Raw genomic sequence first — 25,618 nt, 5'->3', positions numbered from 1 at the left:
TATGGAAACGCCCTTGTTTACGTATCCGTTCTCGATCGGCCTGATGTTTATTGTCAGTTTTTTGCTGGTTGTAACCTGTATTTGGCTGGCGGCCCTCTCCAAATCCGACAGAAAGCTCATCCTTAAAAAAATACCAGGCCCGGCATCGTTGAAAGCGATTGGCGAAACCTTTATGGAAGCCCTGCTGCACCGAAAAATCTTCCGCAAAAACCCGGTTTTGGGCTACATGCACACCAGTCTCGCTTTTGGCTGGTTCCTGCTGATCGTGGTCGGGCATCTGGAAGCGGCAGTCCATTACCACACCTTTAGCTTTCCGCTCTGGAAGTCCATATTTTTTCGCTATGCCGAACCGGCCCCTGCAACCGGGTTTGCCGGCCACTTCTTCGCGACATCCATGGATTTTTTATTATTGCTGATCCTTTCCGGTGTGGGTTTGGCTTATTACAAACGTTTCAACAGCCGGGCGTTTGGGATGAAAAAAACGACCCAACTAAAAGTTGGCGACCGGATTGCTTTAACGGCGCTCTGGCTGATTTTTCCTCTTCGTTTGATCGCCGAGGGCGTTAGCGCCGGACTGCACCGCAATGGAAGTTTCCTCACCCAACCCACAGGGAATTTGTTGGCTGCTATTTTACCGCTTCCATTGCTGGAAAAGCCTGTTTGGTGGGCTTACTCGTGTGCGCTGGGAGTCTTTTTTGTTGCCATGCCCGTGTCGCGCTACATGCATATTCCGGTTGAAGTGCTGCTAATCTTTTTGAGACGATACGGGGTGCGTTCGCAAAAACATGTAAACGGCTACACCAGGGTGCAGGTATTTTCGTGTTCGCGCTGCGGCATCTGCCTGGACAGCTGCCAAATGAACCATGCTAATATCCGGAATACCCAGTCGGTATATGTGCTGAAACAGATCCGCGGGAGACGGTTGAGCGACGAGCAGCTTTTCAACTGTCTGCTGTGCGGGCGTTGCCAGAAAGACTGCCCGGTAGGGATCGACCTGAACGACATCCGCATCACCCAACGGATTGAATCAACTGCCGAATACAACTCCACTTACGATTACCTGAAAAACGGGCCAAGTCCGCAAGCTGATGTGGTTTATTTTGCCGGTTGTATGACCCACCTGACGCCATCGATCAAAAAGAGCATGCAAAAACTGCTCAATTATGCACAGGTCAATTATTGGTTTATGGATGAGCACAAAGCGCCATGTTGCGGCCGGCCACTCATACAGGCTGGACAACTGGAGGCTGCCCAAAAACTGATTGCCAACAACCGGGACAAAATCATGCAGTCGGGGGCACGCACGCTGGTGGTTTCGTGCCCCATCTGTTACAAGGTTTTCTCCGAGGATTACAAACTGCCCAATGTTAGGGTGATGCACCACGCTGAATATCTGCTCGAATTGGTAAACCAGGGACTGTTGCCTGTTCATAATTCACCGAAACGCGTGGTTTACCACGATCCGTGCGAACTTGGCCGTGGAAGCGGCATTTACGACCAACCGCGTCAGTTGCTGGGCCAGTATGTTGAATTGATAACGATGAAACATGAGAAAGAAGATGCGTTTTGCTGTGGCGGAAGTTTGTCGAATATTAAGATTTCCATGCAGGAACGCGACCGGATCCGCGACCATGTGCTGGAGGAATTTCAGCAATACAGACCCGATCAGGTGGTAACGGCCTGCCCGTTGTGCAAAAAAACATTCACCAAGGGAACCGAAGTGGAAGTACGCGACTTGGCGGAAATTGTCTGGGAAAGCGTATCGCAACAAATCATAGCTGCACAGCCGCCTGTCAAGCAGCTTGAACCGGAAGAAGTACCTTCTTGAATTATACGAACTGGAAACTGGAAACCCATTCCCTACTGCACTTGACCCAGCCGTTCCAGCTTGTCCGAGGCGGCCATCCCATTGGGGTTGCATCCGGACAATCCTTCCGGGATATCCAGCTCAAGCTTCTGGTAATAATCTACCCATGTCGGGAAAAAATCGCCGGTTTCGGGATCTTTAAAGGTCATCGGATTGAGCTGAAAAACCGAATCGGCAACAAAGGCCCGATGGACAAATTCCGAGCAGTAGTGGGCCGTGTCCGATAAAATGTAGCTGAAATTGTAAGGTTTGCCCAGCATATCCCGGGCACGCCCCAAAGCTTCCGGAATTGCGTTTTGCCATTCAGCCTTCAGCCGGTAGGCAACTACCTCAACCGAATCCTTTTCCGGTTGAAGAAACTCCTGCAACAGCACCCGACAGGTTCCGCCTTTCGGGTCGGCATGAAGCACGAAAACGCTTCCGTCAACATGTTCAACCAAACCAACATGCGAAAAGTGTGTTTCAGTTTCGGTTTGGGTCACTTTATCAATGGCTTCCGACAAATTGCCCGTTGCAGCTCCCCGAAAAAGCAAATCGCCGGGCTGCAGCCTCACTTCCGGTTGTTGGGCAGGGCAGGCCGTACCGCCGATAACTAAAAACAGCATGATGATTATTTTCAGTTTTTGCATCTTTCGGTTTGTTAAAAATCAATCTTTCCGCGCCTCGATTTCTTCTCCCCCAACTGCTTTTTCGATTGTATCCTTCGTTCAACCGAAGCCCGGGTGGGACGAGTGGCCCTTCGCCTTTTCAACGGCTTGAGCGCACGCCGGAGCAATTCGTAAAACTTTTCCGTTGCCAGTTCTTTATTCCTGAGTTGCGACCGGTCTTCCTGGCTCACCACCAACAACGCACCTTCGGAAGTCAGTTTCGAAGCGAGCTTTTTCAGCAGCATTTCCTTTTGTCCATCCGTCAGCAAAGCCGAGTTGGGAATGTCGAAACGCAGCTCCACACGCGAATTTACCTTGTTCACGTTCTGTCCGCCGGGGCCGCTGCTCCGTGAAGTTTGAAACACAAACTCGCTGCTCAGATCGGGAATATGTATTAGCCAGGGTTCCATTTGCGACAAAGGTAACAGAAAAACAGATATCCATTTTTCAAATGGAAAGAATGAAATGCACAGAGAAATCGCCTTTAAAAAATAGTTCACCCGTTCAATGCGCACATACCTGAAAAACTCCAAATGTCTGATGCATTTCCGGCAGATACTGGATAGCTAATATAGGCTTTCTACGGGGCTATGTCATGTTGGTCAGACATGTCGTGACCATACTTGGCTTTCCCGTCTTGGGACGTTTCTGATTTTATCCGGCGCGTAAGGATACGGTATGCCGTGGCCGGACGGATGGTGACGACCTTAAAAGGACAGTCTAACATCTTCTAGCAGAAAAAATAGCATTTTAATTCCTAAAAGCAATTTCCCCAATAAAATACAGATCGCCAGATTTCTACCCGCAACAGCCCATTTACCTGTCCCTATCGGCTGTTTATCGAAATAGAACGCTAACCAACAAAGGTTTTTGTAAATTCGTGGCAACTGAAAATTCTAAACATCAATAAACAATGCAATCACACGAAATTGACTACAAAATTATCGGGCACGATGTTCAACTGGTAGAGGTGGAACTGGATCCGGGCGAAACGGTCATTGCCGAGGCCGGCGCCATGTTGTACATGGAAGACGGCATCAGCTTCGAAGCTAAATTAGGCGATGGCTCCAACCCGCGCGCCGGATTTTTCGATAAACTGCTCACGGCCGGTTCGCGGTTGATTACCGGCGAATCGTTGTTTCTCACGCACTTTGCCAACCAAGGCTGGGGCAAAAAGCATGTGGCCTTTGCAGCGCCTTACCCTGGCACCATCATTCCGATGGACTTGGCCAAAATGGGCGGGCGGATTATCGTTCAAAAAGATGCGTTCTTGTGTGCCGCGCTTGGCACCAAAATCTCCATCACCTTCAACAAACGGCTGGGGGCCGGTTTCCTGGGAGGCGAAGGGTTCATCATGCAACAGTTACAGGGCGACGGGAAAGCCTTTATCCATGCCGGCGGCACCGTGATAGAACGCTACCTGAACAACGAAGTTCTGCGCGTGGATACCGGTTGCATCGTTGCCTACGAGCCGGGAATCGATTTTAACATTGAACAGTCGGGTGGCTTGCGCTCGATGATGTTTGGCGGCGAAGGCATTTTTCTGGCTACCCTGCGCGGTACCGGAAAAGTGTGGCTGCAATCGATGCCCATCCGCAAACTGATCCGCGAACTAAGCCCGGCAGGCGGAAACCAGCGCAAAGAATCGGGCGGCTTCCTCAACCAGTTTTTGCAGGATTAAACGAACGGATCTTCATAGATATTCAAAAGCTCCGGTCCGGGAAAAGGGCAGGAGCTTTTGCTGTGATAAGGTTCAAATCTTTATTTCTTCCGGAAGAAAACCTGGATAGGCACACCCGAAAAATTGAAGTGTTCCCGGATCTGGTTTTCAATATACCGGCGGTAAGGTTCCTTTACGTATTGCGGCAGGTTGGCAAACAGCGCGAACGAAGGCGTCGGGCTGGGCAACTGCGTAACATACTTGATTTTAATGTACTTCCCTTTCAGGGCTGGTGGCGGATATTTCTCAATTGATGCCAGCAGCACATCGTTCAGCTCTGACGTTTTAACTTTTTTCTGACGGTTTTGGTAAACTTCAACCGCTGTTTCCAAGGCCTTGAAAATACGCTGTTTGGTGAGCGCCGACATGAAAATGATGGGCACGTCCACAAAAGGGGCAATACGCTCATGGATCATCTTGGTGAACTCAATAACCGAATGATTGTCTTTTTCGAGCAAATCCCATTTGTTCACCAAAATCACCACGCCTTTTTTATTCCGCAGGATCAGGTTGAAAATGCTCACATCCTGGGCTTCCACCCCACGGGTGGCATCAATCAGCAGCAAACAAACATCGGCATCTTCGATGGTGCGCACCGAACGGAGTACCGAGTAAAACTCCACATCTTCCTTCACCTTGGCTTTTTTGCGCAAACCGGCCGTATCAACCAGGTAAAAATCGTGCCCATATTTATTGTAGCGGGTATTGATGGAGTCGCGGGTAGTACCGGCAATGTCGGTCACAATGTTGCGGTCAACGCCAATCAGTGCGTTAATGAAGGATGATTTCCCCACATTGGGACGGCCAACGACGGCAAAATGCGGGATCCCCTCTTCTACCTCTTCTTTTTCCTTTTTCGGGAAACTGGCCACCACAGCATCCAGCAAATCGCCGGTGCCACTGCCGTTCATCCCCGAAATACAAAACAGGTTATCACCCAGTCCCAGCCCGTAGAATTCCTGCGCATCCATGATGCGTTGGTTGTTATCCACTTTGTTGACGGCCAGAAACACCGGTTTGGTAACACGGCGTAAAATGTGTGCTACCGCCTGGTCCAGATCCGTTATCCCGTTTTCCACATCCACGGCAAACAAAATGACATCCGCTTCTTCGATCGCCAGGTGTACCTGCTTGCGAATTTCTTCTTCAAAAACATCGTCCGAGTTAATGACATACCCCCCGGTGTCGATCACCGAAAACTCCACACCGTTCCATTGCGACTTGCCGTAATTACGGTCGCGGGTGACGCCGGCCATCTCATCCACAATTGCCTTGCGGCTTTCAACCAAGCGGTTAAACAAGGTTGATTTTCCGACATTCGGCCTTCCTACTATTGCTACTATATTGCTCATTGTTTTCTATGTTTCTATGTTCCGGGGTTGGTTAATCCCTTCCCCTCCTCTAAATTTAAGTTTTGGCTTTTGAGTCACGAGTCGTGAGTGTATTGATTTGGAACCAACGGCCATTTCTCGCTACTCACTACTCAGGACTAATTACTGAAAGTCATATCCAAAATTCCCCAGCGCGCGGTCTTTGTCGCGCCAGTCCTTGGTTACTTTCACGTATAGTTCCATGAATATTTTTTTCTGAAAAAACTCTTCCAGGTCCAGTCGGGCTTCGGTAGCCACTTTTTTAAGCGCCTTACCCTGGTGACCAATAATGATCCCCTTTTGGCTGTCGCGGGCCACGTGAATCACGCAACGCAGGTTCAGCAACTTCGCTTCTTCTTTAAATTCTTCCACTTCCACCTCTACCGAATAAGGCACTTCCTTTTGATAGTGCAACAAAATTTTCTCGCGAATGATTTCGGTAACAAAAAAGCGCTCGTTCCGGTCGGTCAGTTCGTCTTTGGGAAAGTAAGGCGGTCCTTCAGGCAACAGCTCGATGATCCGGTCGAAAATGGGGGCAATATTAAACTTTTCGGTAGCTGAAATGGCAAACACGTCAGCCGCCGGAAGCAGGTTTTTCCAGTAATCGTACAATTCAATCACCTTTCCCTGATTCGACAGGTCAATTTTGTTGATAAGCACCATCACCGGAGCATTCGATTTGCGGATCTTTTCCAGGTATTCGCTGTTTTTATCGGGCTGCTCCACCACATCGGTCACATACAAAATCACATCAGCATCAATCAATGCCGTGTGCACATAGCTCATCATCGACTCCTGCAGCTTATAGTTGGGTTTCAGAATGCCGGGCGTATCAGAATATACAATCTGAAAATCTTCGCCGCTCACAATCCCTTTGATACGGTGCCGGGTGGTTTGCATCTTTTTGGTAATGATGGACAAACGCTCGCCCACCAGGGCATTCATGATAGTTGATTTCCCCACGTTGGGGTTTCCAATGATATTTACAAAACCGGATTTGTGCGCCATTTGATTATAAATGAAGGTTTTAAAACCGGCGCAAAGATAATCAATTAATTGGAAACTTCGAGGAGGCCACAAAACTCCCTGAAAATGAAAGCTGAATTAAACCTGCTGATCAAAGCCGGTTTTGCAACAACCTGTCCAGCAGCTCATCCTTATATTTGGGCGAAACTTTCAGCATACTCCTGTCGATTGTTTCTACCAAACCACCATCTGTTTTAATGTAACGCACCACACAATCAAGGTTCACCAGGTGTGAGCGGTGAATCCGGCAAAAACCATGTGGCATCAACAGCTGAACAAACTCCAGCAAGGTGCGGCTGATCAATACCGACGTTCCATCTTTGTAAAACACACGCGTATAGTTGCGTTCCCCTTCGCAGCGCAGGATATCTTTTACTTTGATGATGGCAAAACCATTCATCTCGGGCAGGGCAATAATCGGATTTACCGGGTCATACGGCTTCCCAATCTGGTTGCGCAGGGCAAATATTTCCTGCTTGCTCTGCAAGGGTGGAATTTCCCGGATGCGGTCGATAGCCGACTTCACATTTTCGGGCAGCACCGGTTTCAGGATATAATCGAAAGCTGAATACTTAAAGGCCGTGATGGCGTAATCGCTGTAAGAGGTGGTAAAGATCAACCGGAAATTTACTTCCTGAAGACGATCAATCAGGTCGAAACCGGTACCATCGGGCAATTCAATGTCCAGAAAAACCAAATCGGGGTTGACTTCCTCAATCAGCTCCACCCCTTTTTCGACGGAGTCGGCTTCACCAATAATTTCAAAGTCATTGTAAGATTGACTGACAATCCGCGCCAACACGCGCCTGGCGAGTTGGTCGTCGTCGATTATAATTGTTTTGTACATACCACCTTTCTATTTCCGGCATCTAAACTAATAAAATTTTAACAGTCGTGGCATGGTGTTAATAAATTCCTGAACAAGAGTTCCTTTCTTAACCTATCAACCTATGGCCAAAAATCGGGCGAATATCGCTATTTTTGCCATCAAAATAACCACGATGGCATTAATTTTAAATCTGGAATCGTCCACCGAAATTTGTAGTGTAGCCTTATCGCGCGATGGGGAACCCGTTGATTTCCTTGAAAGTGACGAAGGGCAAAACCACGCCCGTTTGCTGAGTGTTTTTGCTCAGGAACTGATGCAACGCAACCAACTTAAGTTCGACCAACTGGACGCAGTAGCGGTAAGCAGCGGCCCCGGCTCATACACCGGCTTACGGATTGGCGTTTCGCTGGCCAAGGGCATTTGCTATGCCAACCAGATCCCGCTGATTGCTATCAGTCCGTTGCAGGCGATGAGCGCCCACGTACTGGCGCAACGCCAGGCGCTGGGCCTCCCGGATAGCCACGAACTGATCCTGTGCCCCATGATCGATGCACGCCGCATGGAAGTTTATACCGCCCGGTTCAACGAACGGTTGGAGGAGCTGCACCCCGTATCAGCAGAAATAATTGACGAGAATATCTTCAGCGAACTTGAACACCAAATACCTGTGGTATATTTTGGGAACGGAGCTGCCAAATGCCAACCGGTAGTGAACCGCCCGAATACCTGGTTTGTTGATGACATACGAACTTCGGCACAGTTTATGTGTAGCTTGTCGCACAAAGCTTTTGAAAACAAGGTTTTTGAAGACCTGGCCTATTATGAGCCTTTCTACCTGAAAGATTTCATTGCCGGTATTTCGCAGAAAAACCTGTTGAAGCCATCACATTAAACACATACATCAGATGAAGAGAATTTTCATACTCCTACTTGCCTTTGTTGCCGTGGGGGCCACGGCGCAACCCATTGAGAAGCTGGAATACACCCTTCGTTACAGTTTTATCCGCGGAGGCAAAGCCGTGCTGCAAGCCAACGAAACCACGTACGATGATCAAAAAGCCATTCACTACCACCTGGAAGGGAACACAGTAGGGCTGGCCGACAAGCTCTTTAGCGTACACGACATCTATGAAAGTTTCATTAATCCGGATACGTTTCTTCCCTACAAGGCCGTCCGGAACGTGAAAGAAAGGCGCTATCGCTATTATAACGAGGTTTTCTTCTTTAACGACAATGATTCCATTTTCAGCCAGCGTTCGGGCGGACGGAAAGTGCCCCATAACCTGGTCGATTTCCTCGGGGCCTTCTTTTACCTGAGGCATAACCACTACCTGGACCGGCTCGACTTTGGCGAAGAATTTACCATCCCGGTCTTTCATGCCGACAAGCATTTTATGATGACGGCCAAGTACCTGGGCACCGAAAAAATAAAATCGGAAATGGGTGAAAAGGAATGTCACGTGCTAGCTCCCCGTGTGGATAAAGGAAAACTGCTGAAACGCTCGGACGGTCTTAAATTCTACATCACCAAAGATGCCGACCGGATCCCCCTGCTGTTGGAATTCGACATGAACGTGGGCGCACTGAAATGCGAACTTCACAGCTACGAGAAACGAGGTGTTCAGCAAATAAAGAAATAGCAACACCCTGAAAGATAGCTGCTTGAATTTTAAATATTACTGCTTTCGAATTGCCGTAATTTTTCTATTTTTGCACAAAATTTTGAAATACTAAAAACATAGTCCCAATATGGCAACTACAGCAGATTTTAAAAACGGAATGACGATAGAGTACAACGATCAACTCTATACGATTATCCAGTTTCAGCACGTAAAACCCGGTAAAGGCGCCGCTTTTGTGCGCACTAAACTGAAAAATGTAAAAACCGGCAAGGTGATCGAAAACACCTTCAACTCCGGAGTAAAAGTAAACACGGTACGTGTGGAACGTCGTCCATATCAATACTTGTACAAAGACGACATGGGCTTCAACTTCATGCACACCGAAACATTCGAGCAGGTTTCCATCCCGGAAGGCCTGATTGAGAATGCCGACCTGATGAAAGAAGGTCAAGTCATTGAAATTAACTTTCATGCCGAGCTTGAAACGCCGCTGACCGCCGAGTTGCCCCCCTTTGTTGAACTGGAAGTGACCGAAACAATCCAGGGAGAAAAAGGAAACACAGCCAGCTCAACTGCCCTCAAACCGGCTACGCTCGAAACCGGCGCTGAAATCATGGTTCCGATGTTTATCCAGGCTGGTGAAGTTTTAAAAATCGACACCCGCGACCGCAGCTACAGCGAACGCGTAAAGAAATAAGGCTGATCAACTATACAGCTGGAAAAGGCTCCCATTCGGGGGCTTTTTTTGTTTCCGGCTGTTGGGGTTTTTGCCTCCCAACAGGCAACCGGACAGCTTTGGTTTCAGCTTGTTGGTTCCTGTTGCCTCGCCCCCTCCCTTCGGAGGCGCAGGTCAATCATCACCACCAGGGCCATGAAGCCCCAAACCGGAACAGCCGCCTTGTCCGTATCCAAAAAGTTGTTCAGGAAACCGTGCGTAAAGTACGTGACCAATCCCAAGATCACCGATAGCAGCAGCAGCCGTTCTTCGAGCGATTTCGTCCGGGTATAAGCTCGCAGGGCAACTGTAAACACTACGCCCAGCAACACCAGGATACTAATTAACCCCAATAAACCCGACTCGGCCAGCGGACCCAGATATTCACTATGGGCGTTGCCCGCATCTGCCGAGTTGGTACTGATGATGGTTCGCTGTTTGGTCAACTGGAAGGGTGCATACTGAAACATGTACGTCCCCGGCCCCCAGCCAAATACCGGCTTTTCGGCAAACATGCGCACGGCACAGCTCCAGCGGTTGATGCGCTCCAGGTTCGACGCATCGGTCGTCACGTTCGTCATCGATGACACATGGGCTGCCAGGTCGGCGGATGAATCCTGATTGTTGCGCTCGAGCAATTGCAGAATCTGTCCTTGAAAGACAAACACCGCTCCGATAAGAAGAACAAAAGAAATGAACAGGCGCCGAAAGCGGATCTTCATCCGGATGATCAACCAAACGCCAAAAGCCGCCAGCAGGCTCAACCAGGCTGCCCGGGTATAAGACAACACCAGCGCCAACGAGAACAATACCAGCGCCACACCAGCCAACGAACGGTGGCGCAAGCGAAAGTTCCGGTGAAACACGACGAGAATCAGTAACGGAACAAAAAAAGCCAGCATCGCGCCATAGGACGTGTGGTCGGTGTAAAACGGGTTCATCACATAATGGCCAGCCTCACGGTTACCCAAACCATACCCGACATGCCGGTACCAGGCATAAAAAATCACGACCACCAAAGCTGAAATATACAGACCGGCAAAGCGGTAAAATTGCTTTTCACCCCGGAAAAGTACGATGGCCAAAAAATAACAGGAGGCGATGAACCAAAGTTTGGCCAGCCAAAACTTAAAGGAAACCAAGGGCATGGTGCTGGTGAAACAGGTTACTAGTAGCCATCCCAGGTAAGCGTACAGAGCCAGGCTCACCGGGTGCTTCAGGATGGCAGGGTCGAAGCCTCGGTGGTAGGCCAGTTTCAATGCAAACAAGATGAACATCGCGAATAGGAGCGGCTCGGTGGGCAGGTTCAGGTCGAACGGCAGACCGGGCGCCAGCTCGTGCAGCGGCACCGAAAGAGGCGTAAAAAAAGCGACAGCCAGCAACAACCAATCCAGACGGGCAACCGCCAACCAGACAAAAACAAAAACAACAGGCAGCAGGGCAGCCAGCAGCGTTTCTTTTGTTGTCAGAAAGTAAAAATTGACCAGCAGAAACAGGGCGGACACACTGTAAAACCAGATTATGTGGGAACGTTCGGGCACTGTCAGGCCGGTTTTTGATGGTTCCTGGCCCCTTCCAATAACAAGATGGTAAACATCGCCAGGAATTCCGCGGCCATAAAACTAATCAGGACAATCAGCCAACGAACGGGCCAGGCTTTTTTGTCGGCCGGGAATGGTTCCTCCGCCACCATAGTATAGCTTTCTGTCAAATTTGCCAGCCTCAGGGTTTTGTCAAGCAGGCTGCTAATGGTGTCGCGCCGGGATTCCAGCGCCCGCATCTCGCCTTCATAGCGGTAAAATTCGCCCCCTTTTTCGGCCAGGTTATCCAGTTTTTGTTGAATATCACTTATTGCTCGCTGGGAGGCGCCTCGTGCCAACGCTTCAGTATAGCCCAGTGTAAGCTGTTGAGTTTGGCTTTCATAGTTCAATAAGCCGTAAGTTTTACGCAGGGTTTCCATTTGGGCCGACAGCGAGTCGATGGCAGCACGTTTTCGCTCCAAATCGCGCGCATAGGAGTTGGCCTGCTCCACATATTTCTGCCGGTTCTGTGCCAACATTTTCCGGTTATAAAAAGCGATCAACGAATCCACCATATGGCAAGCTATTTGCGGATCAGCATCCAGCACGGTCAGTTCAACGGTTTCGTATTCCGTTTTTTTACACGAAACATGCTCATCATACTCCCGCAATACCTTCGTTTGGAAATGTGGTTTTTCCGGATCTACCTGATACCGGACAGCCAGATCAAACGCGCTGATCATCTGCCGCTTGATGTCGTTCGAATGAATGATTTCCAGCAGCTGTTCACTGCGCGATTCTTCTGAAAACGAGCGTGTATTGATGGGGTACAAGCGTGCTGTCGATCGGTATAGCGGCGTGAGAAAATAAGGCGATGAAAACAATGCAGCCAGCAACACGGCAAGCAGCCCAATAATGGCCAGGTGAACTTTCCACTTCCACACGACTGCGGCCAGCGATTGGTTGTTAAACAGATTTTGCATATGGCAGGCTTCAGGTTTGGACGGTTAGCAACAACAAGCCCCAGTCGGGAACCGGGACTTGCCGTCAGACATTTATTCGGCAATCAGCAGAAAATAATTTTTCTTGCCTTTTTGTACCAGCAGGTATTTTCCGCCAATCAAATAATCAGCAGTCACCACCAGTTCCTGGTCGCCAATCTTTTCTTTATTGATGCTCAAGCCATTTCCTTTGATGGTACGGCGCAATTCGCCTTTCGACGGGAAAACCGCCGTATGGTCGGCCAACAGATCAACCACATTTACACCGGCTTCGAGGGCTGTTTTGGCCACTGTAAATTGAGGAACACCCTCAAAAACGGACAGGAAAGTGGCTTCATCCAACTTACGGAGTGTTTCGGCAGTGCCACTGCCAAACAGGATTTGCGAGGCTTCCACAGCCATCTCATAATCGGCGCGCGAATGCACCATCACCGTCACCTCTTCGGCCAGTTTCTTCTGCAACTCGCGCAGGTGGGGCGCTTCCTGATGCTTGGCCACCAGCTGTTCCACTTCCTCCTGGCCCAGCAAAGTAAATATTTTGATGTACCGCTCGGCATCCTCATCCGAAGTGTTCAGCCAAAACTGGTAAAATTTGTAGGGCGAGGTGAGCTTGGCATCCAGCCACACGTTGCCCGACTCGGTTTTACCGAATTTAGTGCCATCGGCTTTGGTAATCAGCGGACAAGTAAGTGCAAAAGCTTCCCCACCCTCTTTGCGGCGGATCAGTTCGGTGCCGGTGGTGATGTTTCCCCATTGGTCGGAACCACCCATTTGCAGCTTGCAGCCTTTGGTACGGTACAGGTGCAGGAAGTCGGTTCCTTGTACCAGCTGGTACGAAAACTCGGTGAACGACATCCCTGTTTTTGCCTCTTCGCCCAGGCGCTTCTTCACGCTGTCCTTCGACATCATGTAATTTACCGTGATGTGCTTCCCGATGTCGCGGATAAAATCCAGGAAACTGTATTCATTCATCCAGTCGTAATTATTCACCAGCTCAGCAGCGTTAGGGGCATCCGACTCAAAGTCGAGGAAGCGGGCCAGTTGCCCTTTCAAGCAGGCCTCGTTATGGCGAAGGGTAGCCTCGTCGAGCAGGTTGCGTTCCTGCGATTTTCCCGAGGGATCGCCAATCATACCGGTAGCGCCACCTACCAGCGCGATGGGTTTGTGCCCGGCCAACTGAAAATGCTTCAACATCATCACGCCCACCAGGTGGCCAATATGCAGTGAGTCCGCAGTCGGGTCAATCCCGACATAGGCTGTAGTTATTTCTTTATCCAATTGTTCTTTTGTTCCCGGCATGATGTCATGGATCATGCCCCTCCAGCCAAGTTCGTCAACAAAATTCATGTGTTTCTATTTGAGTTAATTCAGATCCGGTTCCGGTTAAAATGGCCTTCTTCCCGCTGAAAAGCTTGAGCAGCAGGCCACCGCTTCCGGTAAGTTGCGGCAAAGATATAAATTACTTATTTCTAAGCCACCTTTTCCGTTTCATCGGAGCGGTTTTCCTTAAGCGGCAGACCGGCTTCATCCCAAAAATTTAAGAACGGCAGCAAGGTGGGCACCAGGCTTTTCAGCGGCTCATACACCCGCGAAGCTTCTTTGTCTTCCTGCGGGATCAAGTGCGAACGTTCGTCAACCCGGTCAAAAATAACCAGCAGAATACTTAGAATGACAGCTGTTTTCACAATCCCGAACAAGAGCCCGGCCAGGTGATTGATAAACCCCAGGGCCAGGGCCTGAGCAAGGTGGTCGAGTGCGTTGCCCAGAATATGAACAACCACAACAATCAGGATGAAGGTGATGAAAAACGCGATCAATCCCAAATGTTCCGGCTGATAATCAAACGTTTCGCGGATATACCCCGCTGTAAAGTGAGAAAAATGGATGGCACCCCACACCCCGAGTACCAGGGCAGCCAGCGATGCCAGCTCAACAATAAAACCCTTGCTAAAGCCGCGAAAGGCCGCGATAACGAGCAGGACGCCCAGAATAATGTCAATGTAATTCATATGTATGCAGCAACTTAAAATGTCTTTTCAAGATCCGGTACAGCCGGTTTTCAATCCTGCCCATCCTCGTGCTCCCCCGACCGCAAAAAGCCCGACTGAAATCGCTGTCCGGCTTACAACGAGTAAAAGTAAAAAATATTTCCCTCATCCATCGCCGGAACAGGGAAATCGCATTTAGGAATTAAATGCCATTCTTTCTATTAGAAGATATTAAACGGCTCTTTTTAGGTTGTCACCATCCCTCCGGCCACGCCATACCGTGGCCTTACACGCCGGATAAAATCCGAAACGCCCCAAGACGGGAAAGCCAGGTACGGTCACGACACGTCGTGACCAACATGCCATAGCCCGTGGATAGCCCATATTAACTTATCCTGCACCTACCGGAAATGCCTCATGCATTGGAAGCTTTTGAGGCACATGTGCATGGAAAGGGTGAACTATATTTTAAAAACGATTTCCCTGATCGCCGGAAGCAATTCTGCTTGCCATTTTGTGAAAATTTCAAAAATAGAAGCTGCCGTTTGTCCGAAAACATTAATTTCGTTGAATCTGAAAAAAAACAAAACACCGCCATGCCGATTATCAACTCGATCATTAACTGGGTAAATTTTAAGCGGATTTACGAAATCGACCTGTTCAAAAAACACCCTATTGACGCCCAGCGGGAAGTTCTTTTTGATCTCTTGAATGAAGCAAAAAATACAGAATGGGGAAAGAAATATGATTTTAAATCGATTACCCGCGAAGTAGAATTTAGGAACCGGCTCCCGGTACAGCGCTACGAAGATTTTGCCCCGGATATTGAACGGATGATGAAAGGCGAACGCAACCTGCTCTGGCCCGGCGAAATCAAGTGGTTTGCCAAATCATCGGGCACCACCAACGACAAAAGTAAATTCATTCCCGTCAGCAAGCAGTCGCTCGAAGATGTTCATTTCCGCGGCATCCGCGACGTGTTTGCCATTTACCTGAAGAACAATCCTGAATCGGGCGTATTGTTCGGTAAAACCCTCACGCTGGGCGGGAGCCACCAGGTGAGCAACTTCAACAACAACTCCTACTTTGGCGACCTGTCGGCCATCCTCATCGAGAACACCCCCTTCTGGTCGGAGTTTTACCGGACCCCGCCCGCCGAGGTGGCTCTGATTGGCGAATTTGAGGAAAAGGTGGAGAAAATTATTGCCCAGGCACGCAACGAGAATGTAACCTCACTGGCCGGTGTGCCTTCGTGGTACCTGGTCTTGTTGCGCCGGGTGCTCGAAGCCACCGGCAAGAACAACATTCTGGAGGTGTGGCCCAACCTGGAAGTGTTCATCCACGGGGGCATCAAGTTTGACCCTTACAAAGAGCAATATCAGAAACTGATCCCCTCGGAGCAGATGAACTACATGGAAACCTACAATGCTTCGGAAGGTTTTTTTGCCATTCAGGATAACCCCGACAGCGACGACATGTTACTAATGCTGGATTACGGCATCTATTACGAGTTTATCCCGATGGACCATTTTCACGAAGAAAACCCGCCGTGCCTGTCGCTCGACGAGGTGGAAACCGGCAAAAACTACGCGCTGGTAATCAGCACCAACGGAGGATTGTGGCGCTACCTGATTGGCGACACGGTACGCTTCACGTCGAAAAGGCCCTTCAAGCTAAAAATTACCGGGCGCACCAAACATTACATCAATGCCTTTGGCGAGGAACTGATTGTGGACAATGCCGAGGAGGCGCTGAACGTGGCCTGTCACCGCACCCATGCCACCATTCGCGATTACACAGCCGGCCCGGTGTTTATGGGCGAGAACCAAAAAGGCGCCCATCAGTGGATCATCGAATTTGACCAGGAACCGGATGATTTGGATCATTTTGTATCGGTACTGGACGGCACCCTGAAAACACTCAACTCGGATTATGAGGCCAAGCGCCACAAAAGCATCACCCTCGACCGGCCGGAGGTGATTGTTGCCCGCAAAGGGTTGTTTTATACCTGGATGAAACATCGCGGCAAGCTGGGCGGACAAAATAAAATCCCGCGTTTATCGAACGACCGGAAATACCTGGACGAATTGCTCGATCTTCAAAAAAGAATGTAAAGCATGGAGCCGGGGACACCGCAATCATTAAATTTGTACGTTAATTCAAACTAAAATATCAGACATGCACATAGCTGTTGCAGGAAACATTGGCGCCGGAAAGACCACCCTGACCGGACTTCTGGCCAAACATTACGGGTGGAAACCCCATTACGAAGACGTGGACGAAAACCCGTACCTGAATGATTTTTATGAAGATATGCAGCGCTGGTCGTTCAACCTGCAAATTTACTTTCTGAACAGTCGTTTTAACCAGGTGCTCAACATTCAGCGTTCGGGCGAAACAGTCATCCAGGACCGGACCATTTATGAAGATGCCGAGATTTTTGCGCCCAACCTGCACGCCATGGGGTTGATGTCAACACGCGATTTTCAGAATTACTCCAGCCTCTTCCAGCTGATGAGCAAGCTGGTAAAGGCTCCCGACCTGATGATTTACCTGCGGGCCAGCGTACCAACCCTGGTTAACCAAATCCAGCAGCGTGGCCGCGAATACGAAAATTCCATTCGCCTCGATTACCTGAAACAACTTAATGAACGCTACGAAGCCTGGATCAGTCGCTACAAGGCAGGCAAGCTACTGATCGTCAATGTCGATAAAATCGACATCACCAACAACCCCGAAGACCTGAGTAGTGTGATCGATAAAATTGACGCGCAGCTACACGGCCTGTTTTAGCCGCGCATTCGCTGTACTTCACCCAGCAATTGGGGCCAATCCGCATCCGGTATTTTGGCCCCGATTGTTTGAATGACCTTGCTGGCCAACAGCGAACCCAGCTTTCCGCAACTTGCCAGGTCGAAATTATTGGCCAGGCCATACAAAAAGCCCGAGGCGTAAACATCGCCAGCCCCGGTGGTGTCAATGCTGGTCACCTGAGGTGTTTCCACCCGGACAAACTCACTGCCCGAGCGTACCAACGAACCTTCCCGGCCAATTTTCACCACGGCAATTTCACATTCGCCGGCCAGTTGCGCCAAGGCCGCTGCCGGTTCCAGACCGGTGTATGCGCGGGCTTCCTCTTCATTGGCAAATACAATATCGACATAATCGGCGATCAGTTTTTTCAGAAAATCCAGGTTGGCCTCCACCACATTGAAGCTGGCCAGATCGAGCGATATCTTCAGCCCATGTTTTTTGGCCAGTTTTAGCAAGCCTTCAATCAGCTGGTGGTTAAAAACCAGGTAGCCTTCCACATGCAGATAATCGTAGGGCGCGAAAACAGTTTCCGGAAGATCGCCCACGGTCAACTCACTGGCGGCGCCCAGGTAGGTGCCAAAGGTGCGTTCCGAATCGGGGCTGATCAGGGTTGCCGCTTTTCCGGTTGGGATGGCGCTGTAAAACAAGTGTGGCGTGATGTGCAGTTTTTCGAATTCCGCCTTGAAAAAACGCCCCATCTCATCATCACTGATCTTTCCTACAAATCCGGTCAAACCGCCCAGTTGGGCAATGCCACGGATGGTGTTGGCCGCCGAGCCACCGGTTTCAAAACTACGGTCCAAACGGGCTGTCGAATTCAGGATCTGCTGCGACAGGGCAGCGTCCACCAGGGTCATGCTGCCTTTTGGCAGGTTAAATGAATCGAGCAACTGGTCGTTTTCCAGCTGAACCAACACATCCACCAGGGCGCTTCCAACGCCGACTATCTTTTTTTGATTGATTTCGTTGTTCATCCAATTTCCTTTTCGGGTGCATGCACTGCACGTTGTATCATTATTCCGGACAGACACTGGTACGTTTCATCGTAGCACTCATCGCTTTCCGGTTTCCGGCTGTAAAAATAATGAAATGTGGAACAGGAAGCAGTGCAACGCAGAGAATTCGTTTGCAAGTTAACCCACCTTCCCGCTACCATCCGCCTGACCACGGCATACCGTGGCCCTACGCACCGGATAAAACCCGAAATGCCGCAAACGGGAAAGCCAGCTACGGTCACGACATGTCGTGACTATCATGCCATCCCCCGGCTGACAGCCCAAATTAATCCATCCGGCATATCTGCCCATTGCCTAACTTGGGAAATCAGGGGTTACTTTCTTGTTCTACCGATATTACGTCCACAAAAGAACTGTCCGACATATTTTTCTCATAATAAAAAAACACCAAACCCCGGGCAAGCTTCCTTTCGAACTTTCACCCGGGGTTCGTTTTATAAACCGACAATACCCGCCAGTTAAATACCGCTAAAATCGATCTTATTGAACAGCAGCGAAGGTGTTTGCCAGCTCGACAGCAGATACGGGTCGTTTCCCACCTCGGCCAGGGCCATCCACAATTCCTTCATATTTCCACTGATGTTCATCTCCGAAACAGGCTGAACGACTTCGCCGTTTTCGACCAGGAAGCCATCTATCCCGTACGAAAAATCACCGGTCGAACCGTTCGTATTCCCGCCATTAAAGCCGGTCACCAGGATCCCGTTGTTCATAGCTTTGATCAGCCCCTCCAGATTGGTGCTCCCGGTTTCGAACACCAGGTTTGTGGTTTCACCCGAAGTGGGTGCCATGTTCAGCTTTTTACCATAGTAGGTATCGATGAAATAAGTACTCAGCACGCCCTTGTCAAAAACAACCCTTTTTTGGGCGGCCAGCCCTTCGTTGTCGAACAGCCGCGAGCCATGCCCGCCAACAATAAAAGGATCATCGGTCAGCATCAGCTTTTCGGAAGCCACCCGCTCACCAATCTTATCGATCAGGAAGGAGTTTTTCTGCTGAATACTGTAGCCATTCAAGGCATTGATCAGCGGGCTGAACAAGCGGCCCACCGCCCGGTTCTCCACAATCATGTTGTACTTGCCGGAACCGATCTTTGTCTGTCCGATCTTCTTCAGTGCACGGTCCAGGGCCGTGGCGCCAATCCCCGATTTCACCAGCTTATCAAATAAAATAGCCCGTTCCGACCAGCCTTCACTGGGACGGGCATCGCCGCCGTTCACCGACACCGATGCCGAAAGGCCAAAGGTGCTGCGTTCGCTGTCGCCACTGAAACCATTGCTGGTCACCATCACCACATTGTTGGTATAGTCCGAATAGCCGGCAGTCACCGAAATGATGCGGTCGTCCTTCTTCCAAACTTCATTTTCCACCTGAAAGGCCAGTTCCACCTTGGTGGCCGGGTCAAGCTGGTCGTATCCGCGATCCACTGTTTTCAGATCGGCCCCGTCGCCCTTATAGTACAAAGACGGCTCGGGCAGCGAGCGAAACGGGTCAGCCGACAAGTACCGGGTACCGGCAATCGCCTGCTCAATAAAGCGGGCCAACTCCGTCTGATCGAGCCGGTTGGTGCTGTGTGCCGAGTATTTGCCTTCGACATACAAGCGGATGGTCAGTCCGCTTTGGATGGCTTCCTTCAGCGTGTCGATTTTCTGCTCGCGTACATCCACCTGACTGCTTTTACTTTGCGCAATGGATATGGCCACCTGGTCGGCGCCGTGATCCAGGGCATGCTGTATGGCCCAGTTGGCCAGACTATATTTTTCTTCTTTTGTCATTTTGTTTCAATTTTCAAATCAATCATGAATTAGGCGCTCAGGCCGCCAACCGTTAACTTTTTCACCAACACGGTAGGTAAGCCGCAAGTTACCGGAACCGATTGGCCCGATTTACCGCAAGTCCAGGTGCCGTTGTCAATCAGGTAGTCGGTGGCACACATGGTGATGTCGGCCAGCGCCTGAGGCCCGTTGCCAATAATGTTGATATCCTTGATTGGCCGGGTCAGCTGTCCGTTTTCGATCAGGTAGCCCGACTTGACAAAGAAGGTGAAGTCGCCGGCGCCGATTTTCACTTCGCCGTTACTGAAATTATCAACATAAATACCGTTTTTCACGCTGGCAATGATATCGTCTTTGGTGTGAGGCCCGATTTCCATGTAGGTGGAACGCATGCGCGGCAGGGGCATGTGGCGGAACGACTGTCGGCGTCCGTTCCCGGTGGGAGCCACCTGGTAATAGTTGGCACTGATGCGGTCGTGGATATAGCTGTTCAGCACACCATCCTTCACCAGGTATGTTTTTTCGGAGGCAACCCCCTCGTCGTCCATATTCAAGGAGCCGCGGTTTCCCGGCAAGGTGCCGTCGTCCACAATGTTGACAAAACTTTCGGCCACCTTTTTACCCAGTTTATCCGCAAAAATGGACGTTCCCTTCCGGTTGAAGTCGGCCTCAAAGGTATGGCCGATCGCTTCGTGCAGCAGGATTCCCGAGCCGCCAGCCCCCATCACCACAGGCATTTCGCCCGCTTTAGGCTTGGTAGCCTCAAACAGAATGGCCGTCCGCTCAACAGCTTCCCTAGCCAACAGGTCAACCACCTCGTCGTTCAGAAACTCGAAGCCCATGCGGAACGAGCGGGAGGCATAGCCGTTTTCAATCTGCCCTTCTTTTTCCATGATACAAAAAGCGCCCATGCTGACCATCGGACGGTAATCAAAAGTGATGGTGCCCTCCGAGTTATAAAAAAGGATATACGACGTTTCATCGGTCAACGAGGCATTCACCTTGCTTACCCGTTCGTCCATCGCGAAGATTTTGTCATTTAATTGCTGGATGAAGGGAATTTTGTCGGGCACGCCCACCTCTTCCCAGTTTTTCTGAATGGCGTAATAATCCGGGCGGCTGGCCTCCGTCAAATCCGCAGCGCTGATATTTTTGGCGCCGCTGGCAATGTTGGCTGCCGTGTTGGCCGCCTTCAGCATGGCCTCGGGCGTAACGGTTTCCGAATAGGCAAAGCCCGTTTGGTCGCCTTTCAGCACACGGATACCCACCCCATAGTCGATATTGGAATAAGCCCGGTTTACCTGGCCGTCCTCCAAAGCCAGACTATTCTGAACCTTGTGCTCGAAGAACAGATCAGCATAGTCGCCTCCTTTGCTGAGTGCCGTAGCAATCACCCGTTGAAGGATTTGCGCGTTTACTTCAAAATGATCGAGGTAGGCTTGCAAGCCTGCCGACAGCGGGCTACCCTGACACGACTGGATAAAAGCCGGAAGGAGCATACTCCCGGCCACAGCAGTCCCGCTGGTTTTTAGAAAAACTCTTCGGTTAACGTTCATGTGTTCCTGATTAAGGGTTTCATTTGTATTTTCCTGCATTGGTTCCATTTTAACCCTTAAAATTACGGTTTACTGACGAAAATTTCAGCCATTTTTTTTGAAAGAACCGAAAAAAGAAATGGGTCCCGGGTTAGTACTCCCCCACGATAAGAAGTCACAAGCAGTTAAAGCTTCAGCGCCTAAAGGCACCTTGCCAAAAAAAGGGGCAGGATTCCGAAAAACAATATTATTTTTGAAAGACATTATTCCAACCCTACGGCCCGTCGAAATTATTTTTATACTTTTGAATCCATCACCCCCGTAATTACGTAGGCTTATCACGAAAAAACCGGATTCTATGTAAATTTTTTATTAACTTTTTACAGAATGATCGGTTTTTCTTTATATTTTCGCCAATCCAACCTATTTTTGCCATCAAATATTAAAAAATACACGTCATTAACTTATAATTTGTAACAACATGAAATCAAAACTCGAGTACATTTGGCTGGATGGCTCAGAGCCAACACAAGGGCTGAGAAGCAAAACAAAGATTGTAAAAGATTTTAGCGGAAACCTGGAAGACTGCCCCATGTGGTCGTTCGATGGTTCTTCAACAAATCAGGCCAAGGGTGGTTCTTCGGACTGTCTGTTGAAACCGGTTGCTATTTTTCCGGATCCTGACCGCACCAATGGCTATCTGGTGATGACCGAGGTTTTGAATGCCAACCATACTCCCCATTCATCCAACGCCCGCGCCACCATCGACGACGAAGACGAAGACTTCTGGTTCGGCTTCGAGCAGGAATATTTCATCTACGATCCGGAAACCAACATGCCGGTAGGCTTTCCTAAAAATGGCTATCCGAAACCACAAGGACCTTACTATTGCGGTGTAGGCGGTGACAAAGTTTACGGACGCGACATCGTGGAAGAACACCTGGATCTTTGCCTGGAAGCTGGCTTGAACATTGAAGGCATCAACGTGGAAGTAGCTTGCGGACAGTGGGAATACCAGATCTTCGCCAAAGGCGCACACAATGCCGGCGACCAAATTTGGGTAGCCCGTTACCTGCTGGAAAGAACAGCTGAAAAATATGGCTACATCATTGAGCTGCACCCAAAACCCCTGGGCCAGGATGTTGACTGGAACGGTTCGGGCATGCACGCCAACTTCTCCAACTCGGTACTGAGAACCTGCGGTTCAAAAGAAACGTACGAGAAAATTTGCGAAGCTTTCCGTCCGGTTGTGAAAGAACACATCGCCGTTTATGGTGCCTACAACGATCAACGTTTGACCGGCAAACACGAAACAGCCTCGATCCACGACTTCAGCTACGGCGTATCCGACCGCGGCGCCTCCATCCGTATCCCGGTTGCTACTGTTGAAAGTGGCTGGAAAGGCTGGCTGGAAGACCGTCGTCCGGCTTCAAACGCTGACCCATACAAAGTGGCTGCCCGTATCATCAAAACGGTTCACGGCGTCAAATAAGCATTCCATTGCACAACATAGAAAAAGCTGTCCGAAAGGACGGCTTTTTTACTTTCTGCCAAACCGGGAACCACAGATTCGTCCTATCCGGGAAAGCATCCTCCTGTTAATTTGCTATTTTTGCAGGCTGCAGCCGAAGACTTAATGACCGCCACGGATATCCTTCAACAGAACGGAATCCGGGAACGGCTGGTTGTTCGAAGAACCTATGAATCATTCTGCATGAAAAAGATAAAAATAAACCGGTCGCTGTTTGCCGAGACGTCGCACTCACCCGCACTGGCAGATATGGTGGGCGAAGATCAGCTCGACCAGGTGATTGATTTTTGCTTTATCGCCAACCCCTACTACCCCACCCGGGCCATGGTGCGCGAACTGGCCCGAAAAATGCCGGAGGCCATCAAAGCCTACCCGTCGAGCAACCCGCGCCTGGCCCAACAGGAATTGGCTGCCGTGCTAAAGGTTAACCCCGACCACCTGATTCTTGGCAACGGCGCCACCGAACTGATCACCCTGGTAGAGCAGGAGCTGATCGATCAGATCGCCATTCCCGTCCCTACCTTCAGCGAATACCTGGAGAAATTACGGGATTCGGGCGCAGCACACCTGTACCAGCTGCCGACGGAAACGGACTATCGCCTGGACTTAATGCATTTTGGCGATTGGATCGACCAGCGCAACCTGACTGCCGCCCTGGTCATCAATCCGGGAAACCCCACGGGGCAGTTCATCCCGCGCCACGACATGCTGGCCTTCCTGAAACGAATGGGGCACCTGCAACTAATCGTGGTGGACGAGTCGTTCATCGACTTCGCCGGGGAAGAACAAGCCAGCCTGATGCCCTTCGTCGCCGACTTCCCCAACCTGCTTATCGTTCGCAGCATGAGCAAACATTGCGGCGTGCCGGGCTTACGGCTCGGCTACTGCTGCACGGCCAATACCGGCTACTTAACCCGCATCCGCCGCCTGCTGCCGGTGTGGAACATCAACACCCTGGCCGAGCTTTTTCTTTCGATGCTGAAAAAAACCGACGAAGCTTATCAAAAATCCGTGCGGCGCATTGTCCGCGATATCCGGTATTTATACCGAAATCTCAAAAACATTCCCGGGTACAAGGTTTATCCCACCGGGAGCAATTTTATTTTATTGAAGATCGAGAACGGCCTGACTGCTCAGGAACTGCAATACCGCTTGCTGGAAGGCTACGGTGTATATGTGCGCGACTGCTCCAACAAGGTTGGGCTGGACCAGTTTCACATCCGGGTAGCCTCGCAGGGCCGAAAAAATGACCAGCGCCTGATTGACGCGCTGAACAGCTGCCGCGGACATTTGGAAGGATGAATGATGAATGTCGAAGGATGAATGGGGCGCGTTGCACCGAAAAATGGGACGCAGATGACGCGGACATTTGGAAGGATGAATGTTGAATGTCGAATGATGAATGAGGAGCTTCAAGCTGGCGTCATTGCGAATGAAGCGCAGCGGAATGAAGCAATCTGCAATGACCAATGAAATTAGACGCGGATGATGCGGATTTATTTTGATCGTTATGATTTAAAACTAGCCGCTGGAAACTGGCAACTGGCTGCTGAAAACTGATAACTGAAAACTGGCAACTGAAAACTCCCATTGAAGCCGGGTCACGAAGGGATCGAACCATTCATCACCCCCAATCGAATTGGGGGGACGGCGCAAAATAATAGCGCTCCCACAACCCCGAAGCGGGTTGAACCATCCGGAAACGATTGAACTCCTTCAGAGTTCCGGGAAAAAACGTTCTCGTCTGCCGCCAGTACCACTGGCGGTGATGAACTTGTAACTCCTTCGGAGTAGGGTTCACACCACAAAACTCCCCCGGATTTCTATAGGCCGCACCGCAAAAAAATGCGACACCAAAGCAACAGATTCCAATGCCGGGTCCTACTGCTAAGGCTCCGGATCGAAGCGAGTGCGGGGGCCGTCAAAACGCCCGGCCGAGGGTTCGTTTTGACAAGATTTTTGCTTCCTTTTCATCGACTGGAAAAGGAAGGGCCCGTCCGGCCAGAGGACAAAAGAAATGGGACACAGACCTTTGGAATGATGAATGATGAATGGGGTGCTTCAAACCGGCGTCATTGCGAATGAAGCGTAGCGGAATGAAGCAATCTGCAATGACGAATGAAATTAGACACAGACATTTGGAAGGATGAATGATGAATGTCGAATGATGAATGGGGTGCTTCAAGCAGGCGTCATTGCGAATGAAGCGCAGCGGAATGAAGCAATCTGCAATGACGAATGAAATTAGACGCAGACCTTTGGAAGGATGAATGATGAATGTCGAAGGATGAATGTCGAATGATGAATGGGGCACTTCAAGCAGGCGTCATTGCAACTGGCGGCTGAAAACTGAAAACCGAAAACTGGCAACTGAAAACTCCCATTGAAGCCGGATCACGAAGGGGATCGAACCATTCATCACCCCCAATCGAATTGGGGGGACGGCGCAAAATAAAAGCGCTCCCACAACCCCGAAGCGGGTTGAACTGATCGGGAATCGTTAATCAATAATCGAAAATATTTCAGCCGGAAACATACGATGGGGCCTTGCCCCAAACCCCAATCCCTTTTTTGTCTTGACACCAAAAAGGAATCAAAAAAAGTCAAGGCTCATTTTTATCTTCACTCCTCCATCTTCCTGA

General features: G+C 50.0%; 22 protein-coding genes. 10 read left to right on the top strand and 12 right to left on the bottom strand.

All coding sequences use genetic code 11. From position 1 onward, the window contains the following. Window position 1: 1 nt before the first annotated feature. Window positions 2-1,828: a (Fe-S)-binding protein gene (locus tag N2K84_RS12800; RefSeq protein WP_282592218.1), complete on the top strand. Its 1,827-nt coding sequence runs from the start codon at window positions 2-4 to the stop codon at window positions 1,826-1,828. A 32-nt stretch (window positions 1,829-1,860) separates the two neighbouring features. Here N2K84_RS12800 and N2K84_RS12795 read toward each other — a convergent pair whose 3' ends face one another. Both N2K84_RS12795 and arfB read right to left on the bottom strand, forming a co-directional pair. Beyond that, window positions 1,861-2,496 carry a YiiX/YebB-like N1pC/P60 family cysteine hydrolase gene (locus tag N2K84_RS12795; RefSeq protein WP_282592217.1) on the bottom strand — a complete coding sequence of 212 codons (636 nt, stop codon included), beginning with the start codon at window positions 2,494-2,496 and terminating at the stop codon, window positions 1,861-1,863. Between the two features lie 11 nt (window positions 2,497-2,507). Beyond that, a complete protein-coding gene (gene arfB / locus N2K84_RS12790; protein ID WP_282592216.1) occupies window positions 2,508-2,924 on the bottom strand; it encodes an alternative ribosome rescue aminoacyl-tRNA hydrolase ArfB in 417 nt (138 codons plus the stop codon). 503 nt (window positions 2,925-3,427) lie between these two features. Between arfB and N2K84_RS12785 the strand changes: the two genes are divergently transcribed. After that, a complete protein-coding gene (locus tag N2K84_RS12785; RefSeq protein WP_282592215.1) occupies window positions 3,428-4,195 on the top strand; it encodes a TIGR00266 family protein in 768 nt (255 codons plus the stop codon). A gap of 80 nt (window positions 4,196-4,275) precedes the next feature. On the opposite strand, the gene der is transcribed toward N2K84_RS12785, so the two are convergent. The 3 genes from der to N2K84_RS12770 form a co-directional block, all read right to left on the bottom strand. Further along, window positions 4,276-5,586, bottom strand: coding sequence for a ribosome biogenesis GTPase Der (gene der / locus N2K84_RS12780; protein WP_282592214.1), 1,311 nt, complete (start codon window positions 5,584-5,586; stop codon window positions 4,276-4,278). 141 nt (window positions 5,587-5,727) lie between these two features. Further along, window positions 5,728-6,684, bottom strand: coding sequence for a GTPase Era (gene era, locus N2K84_RS12775; protein WP_282592213.1), 957 nt, complete (start codon window positions 6,682-6,684; stop codon window positions 5,728-5,730). 37 nt (window positions 6,685-6,721) lie between these two features. Next, a complete protein-coding gene (locus tag N2K84_RS12770) occupies window positions 6,722-7,477 on the bottom strand; it encodes a LytR/AlgR family response regulator transcription factor (RefSeq protein ID WP_282592212.1) in 756 nt (251 codons plus the stop codon). A 103-nt stretch (window positions 7,478-7,580) separates the two neighbouring features. On the opposite strand from N2K84_RS12770, the gene tsaB reads away from it, so the two are divergent. The 3 genes from tsaB (at window position 7,581) to efp (ending at window position 9,778) form a co-directional block, all read left to right on the top strand. Next, on the top strand, window positions 7,581-8,351 hold the full coding sequence (gene tsaB, locus N2K84_RS12765; RefSeq protein WP_282592211.1) for a tRNA (adenosine(37)-N6)-threonylcarbamoyltransferase complex dimerization subunit type 1 TsaB: 771 nt from the start codon (window positions 7,581-7,583) through the stop codon (window positions 8,349-8,351). A gap of 13 nt (window positions 8,352-8,364) precedes the next feature. Continuing rightward, the gene (locus tag N2K84_RS12760; protein WP_282592210.1) at window positions 8,365-9,099 is read left to right on the top strand and encodes a DUF3108 domain-containing protein; all 735 of its coding nucleotides are present in this window, start codon (window positions 8,365-8,367) and stop codon (window positions 9,097-9,099) included. A 109-nt stretch (window positions 9,100-9,208) separates the two neighbouring features. Next, the gene (efp, locus tag N2K84_RS12755; RefSeq protein ID WP_282592209.1) at window positions 9,209-9,778 is read left to right on the top strand and encodes an elongation factor P; all 570 of its coding nucleotides are present in this window, start codon (window positions 9,209-9,211) and stop codon (window positions 9,776-9,778) included. Between the two features lie 104 nt (window positions 9,779-9,882). On the opposite strand, the gene N2K84_RS12750 is transcribed toward efp, so the two are convergent. The 4 genes from N2K84_RS12750 to N2K84_RS12735 form a co-directional block, all read right to left on the bottom strand. Further along, window positions 9,883-11,337 carry an O-antigen ligase family protein gene (locus tag N2K84_RS12750; RefSeq protein ID WP_282592208.1) on the bottom strand — a complete coding sequence of 485 codons (1,455 nt, stop codon included), beginning with the start codon at window positions 11,335-11,337 and terminating at the stop codon, window positions 9,883-9,885. Window positions 11,338-11,339: 2 nt separating this feature from the next. Continuing rightward, window positions 11,340-12,299 (bottom strand): GumC domain-containing protein, encoded by a 960-nt coding sequence (locus tag N2K84_RS12745; protein ID WP_282592207.1) that lies wholly within the window; start codon window positions 12,297-12,299, stop codon window positions 11,340-11,342. Between the two features lie 72 nt (window positions 12,300-12,371). Then, window positions 12,372-13,664, bottom strand: a complete 1,293-nt coding sequence (gene tyrS, locus N2K84_RS12740) for a tyrosine--tRNA ligase (RefSeq protein WP_282592206.1) — start codon at window positions 13,662-13,664, stop codon at window positions 12,372-12,374. Window positions 13,665-13,786: 122 nt separating this feature from the next. Continuing rightward, entirely contained in the window at window positions 13,787-14,326 is a 540-nt protein-coding gene (locus N2K84_RS12735; RefSeq protein ID WP_282592205.1) for a CvpA family protein, read from the bottom strand. 575 nt (window positions 14,327-14,901) lie between these two features. Here N2K84_RS12735 and N2K84_RS12730 point away from each other — a divergent pair. Further along, window positions 14,902-16,419 (top strand): GH3 auxin-responsive promoter family protein, encoded by a 1,518-nt coding sequence (locus tag N2K84_RS12730; protein WP_282592204.1) that lies wholly within the window; start codon window positions 14,902-14,904, stop codon window positions 16,417-16,419. A gap of 64 nt (window positions 16,420-16,483) precedes the next feature. Further along, window positions 16,484-17,098 (top strand): deoxynucleoside kinase, encoded by a 615-nt coding sequence (locus N2K84_RS12725; protein WP_282592203.1) that lies wholly within the window; start codon window positions 16,484-16,486, stop codon window positions 17,096-17,098. Here the strand turns inward: N2K84_RS12725 and N2K84_RS12720 are convergent. Then, window positions 17,095-18,093 carry an adenosine kinase gene (locus tag N2K84_RS12720; protein WP_282592202.1) on the bottom strand — a complete coding sequence of 333 codons (999 nt, stop codon included), beginning with the start codon at window positions 18,091-18,093 and terminating at the stop codon, window positions 17,095-17,097. The two genes, N2K84_RS12725 and N2K84_RS12720, sit on opposite strands and share 4 nt — an antisense overlap. A gap of 20 nt (window positions 18,094-18,113) precedes the next feature. On the opposite strand from N2K84_RS12720, the gene N2K84_RS12715 reads away from it, so the two are divergent. After that, window positions 18,114-18,368 carry a hypothetical protein gene (locus N2K84_RS12715; RefSeq protein ID WP_282592201.1) on the top strand — a complete coding sequence of 85 codons (255 nt, stop codon included), beginning with the start codon at window positions 18,114-18,116 and terminating at the stop codon, window positions 18,366-18,368. Between the two features lie 225 nt (window positions 18,369-18,593). Here the strand turns inward: N2K84_RS12715 and N2K84_RS12710 are convergent, their stop codons facing one another. Both N2K84_RS12710 and N2K84_RS12705 read right to left on the bottom strand, forming a co-directional pair. Further along, complete coding sequence (locus N2K84_RS12710; protein WP_282592200.1) at window positions 18,594-19,910, bottom strand: TldD/PmbA family protein; 1,317 nt, start codon at window positions 19,908-19,910, stop codon at window positions 18,594-18,596. Between the two features lie 29 nt (window positions 19,911-19,939). Next, complete coding sequence (locus N2K84_RS12705; protein WP_282592199.1) at window positions 19,940-21,505, bottom strand: TldD/PmbA family protein; 1,566 nt, start codon at window positions 21,503-21,505, stop codon at window positions 19,940-19,942. Window positions 21,506-21,926: 421 nt separating this feature from the next. Here N2K84_RS12705 and N2K84_RS12700 point away from each other — a divergent pair, with 421 nt between their 5' ends. Together N2K84_RS12700 and N2K84_RS12695 are read left to right on the top strand one after the other, a co-directional pair. Then, window positions 21,927-22,937 (top strand): glutamine synthetase beta-grasp domain-containing protein, encoded by a 1,011-nt coding sequence (locus N2K84_RS12700; RefSeq protein ID WP_282592198.1) that lies wholly within the window; start codon window positions 21,927-21,929, stop codon window positions 22,935-22,937. Window positions 22,938-23,159: 222 nt separating this feature from the next. Then, on the top strand, window positions 23,160-24,278 hold the full coding sequence (locus N2K84_RS12695; protein ID WP_282592197.1) for a pyridoxal phosphate-dependent aminotransferase: 1,119 nt from the start codon (window positions 23,160-23,162) through the stop codon (window positions 24,276-24,278). Window positions 24,279-25,618: the final 1,340 nt, after the last annotated feature.

Source organism: Gaoshiqia sediminis, assembly GCF_025907915.1.
Classification (GTDB): domain Bacteria; phylum Bacteroidota; class Bacteroidia; order Bacteroidales; family Prolixibacteraceae; genus Gaoshiqia; species Gaoshiqia sediminis.
This window is presented reverse-complemented; position numbering and strand designations above follow the sequence as displayed.

Coding starts and splice junctions, on each gene's coding strand:
- N2K84_RS12770 (WP_282592212.1), bottom strand. CDS start 7,477: ATGTACAAAACAATTATAATCGACGACGACCAACTCGCCAGGCGCGTG.
- N2K84_RS12700 (WP_282592198.1), top strand. CDS start 21,927: ATGAAATCAAAACTCGAGTACATTTGGCTGGATGGCTCAGAGCCAACA.
- N2K84_RS12720 (WP_282592202.1), bottom strand. CDS start 18,093: ATGAACAACGAAATCAATCAAAAAAAGATAGTCGGCGTTGGAAGCGCC.
- N2K84_RS12735 (WP_282592205.1), bottom strand. CDS start 14,326: ATGAATTACATTGACATTATTCTGGGCGTCCTGCTCGTTATCGCGGCC.
- N2K84_RS12760 (WP_282592210.1), top strand. CDS start 8,365: ATGAAGAGAATTTTCATACTCCTACTTGCCTTTGTTGCCGTGGGGGCC.
- N2K84_RS12800 (WP_282592218.1), top strand. CDS start 2: ATGGAAACGCCCTTGTTTACGTATCCGTTCTCGATCGGCCTGATGTTT.
- N2K84_RS12730 (WP_282592204.1), top strand. CDS start 14,902: ATGCCGATTATCAACTCGATCATTAACTGGGTAAATTTTAAGCGGATT.
- tsaB (WP_282592211.1), top strand. CDS start 7,581: ATGGCCAAAAATCGGGCGAATATCGCTATTTTTGCCATCAAAATAACC.
- N2K84_RS12745 (WP_282592207.1), bottom strand. CDS start 12,299: ATGCAAAATCTGTTTAACAACCAATCGCTGGCCGCAGTCGTGTGGAAG.
- N2K84_RS12695 (WP_282592197.1), top strand. CDS start 23,160: ATGAAAAAGATAAAAATAAACCGGTCGCTGTTTGCCGAGACGTCGCAC.
- tyrS (WP_282592206.1), bottom strand. CDS start 13,664: ATGAATTTTGTTGACGAACTTGGCTGGAGGGGCATGATCCATGACATC.
- N2K84_RS12715 (WP_282592201.1), top strand. CDS start 18,114: ATGCACTGCACGTTGTATCATTATTCCGGACAGACACTGGTACGTTTC.
- N2K84_RS12795 (WP_282592217.1), bottom strand. CDS start 2,496: ATGCAAAAACTGAAAATAATCATCATGCTGTTTTTAGTTATCGGCGGT.
- N2K84_RS12705 (WP_282592199.1), bottom strand. CDS start 21,505: ATGCAGGAAAATACAAATGAAACCCTTAATCAGGAACACATGAACGTT.
- der (WP_282592214.1), bottom strand. CDS start 5,586: ATGAGCAATATAGTAGCAATAGTAGGAAGGCCGAATGTCGGAAAATCA.
- N2K84_RS12725 (WP_282592203.1), top strand. CDS start 16,484: ATGCACATAGCTGTTGCAGGAAACATTGGCGCCGGAAAGACCACCCTG.
- N2K84_RS12710 (WP_282592200.1), bottom strand. CDS start 19,910: ATGACAAAAGAAGAAAAATATAGTCTGGCCAACTGGGCCATACAGCAT.
- efp (WP_282592209.1), top strand. CDS start 9,209: ATGGCAACTACAGCAGATTTTAAAAACGGAATGACGATAGAGTACAAC.
- N2K84_RS12785 (WP_282592215.1), top strand. CDS start 3,428: ATGCAATCACACGAAATTGACTACAAAATTATCGGGCACGATGTTCAA.
- arfB (WP_282592216.1), bottom strand. CDS start 2,924: ATGGAACCCTGGCTAATACATATTCCCGATCTGAGCAGCGAGTTTGTG.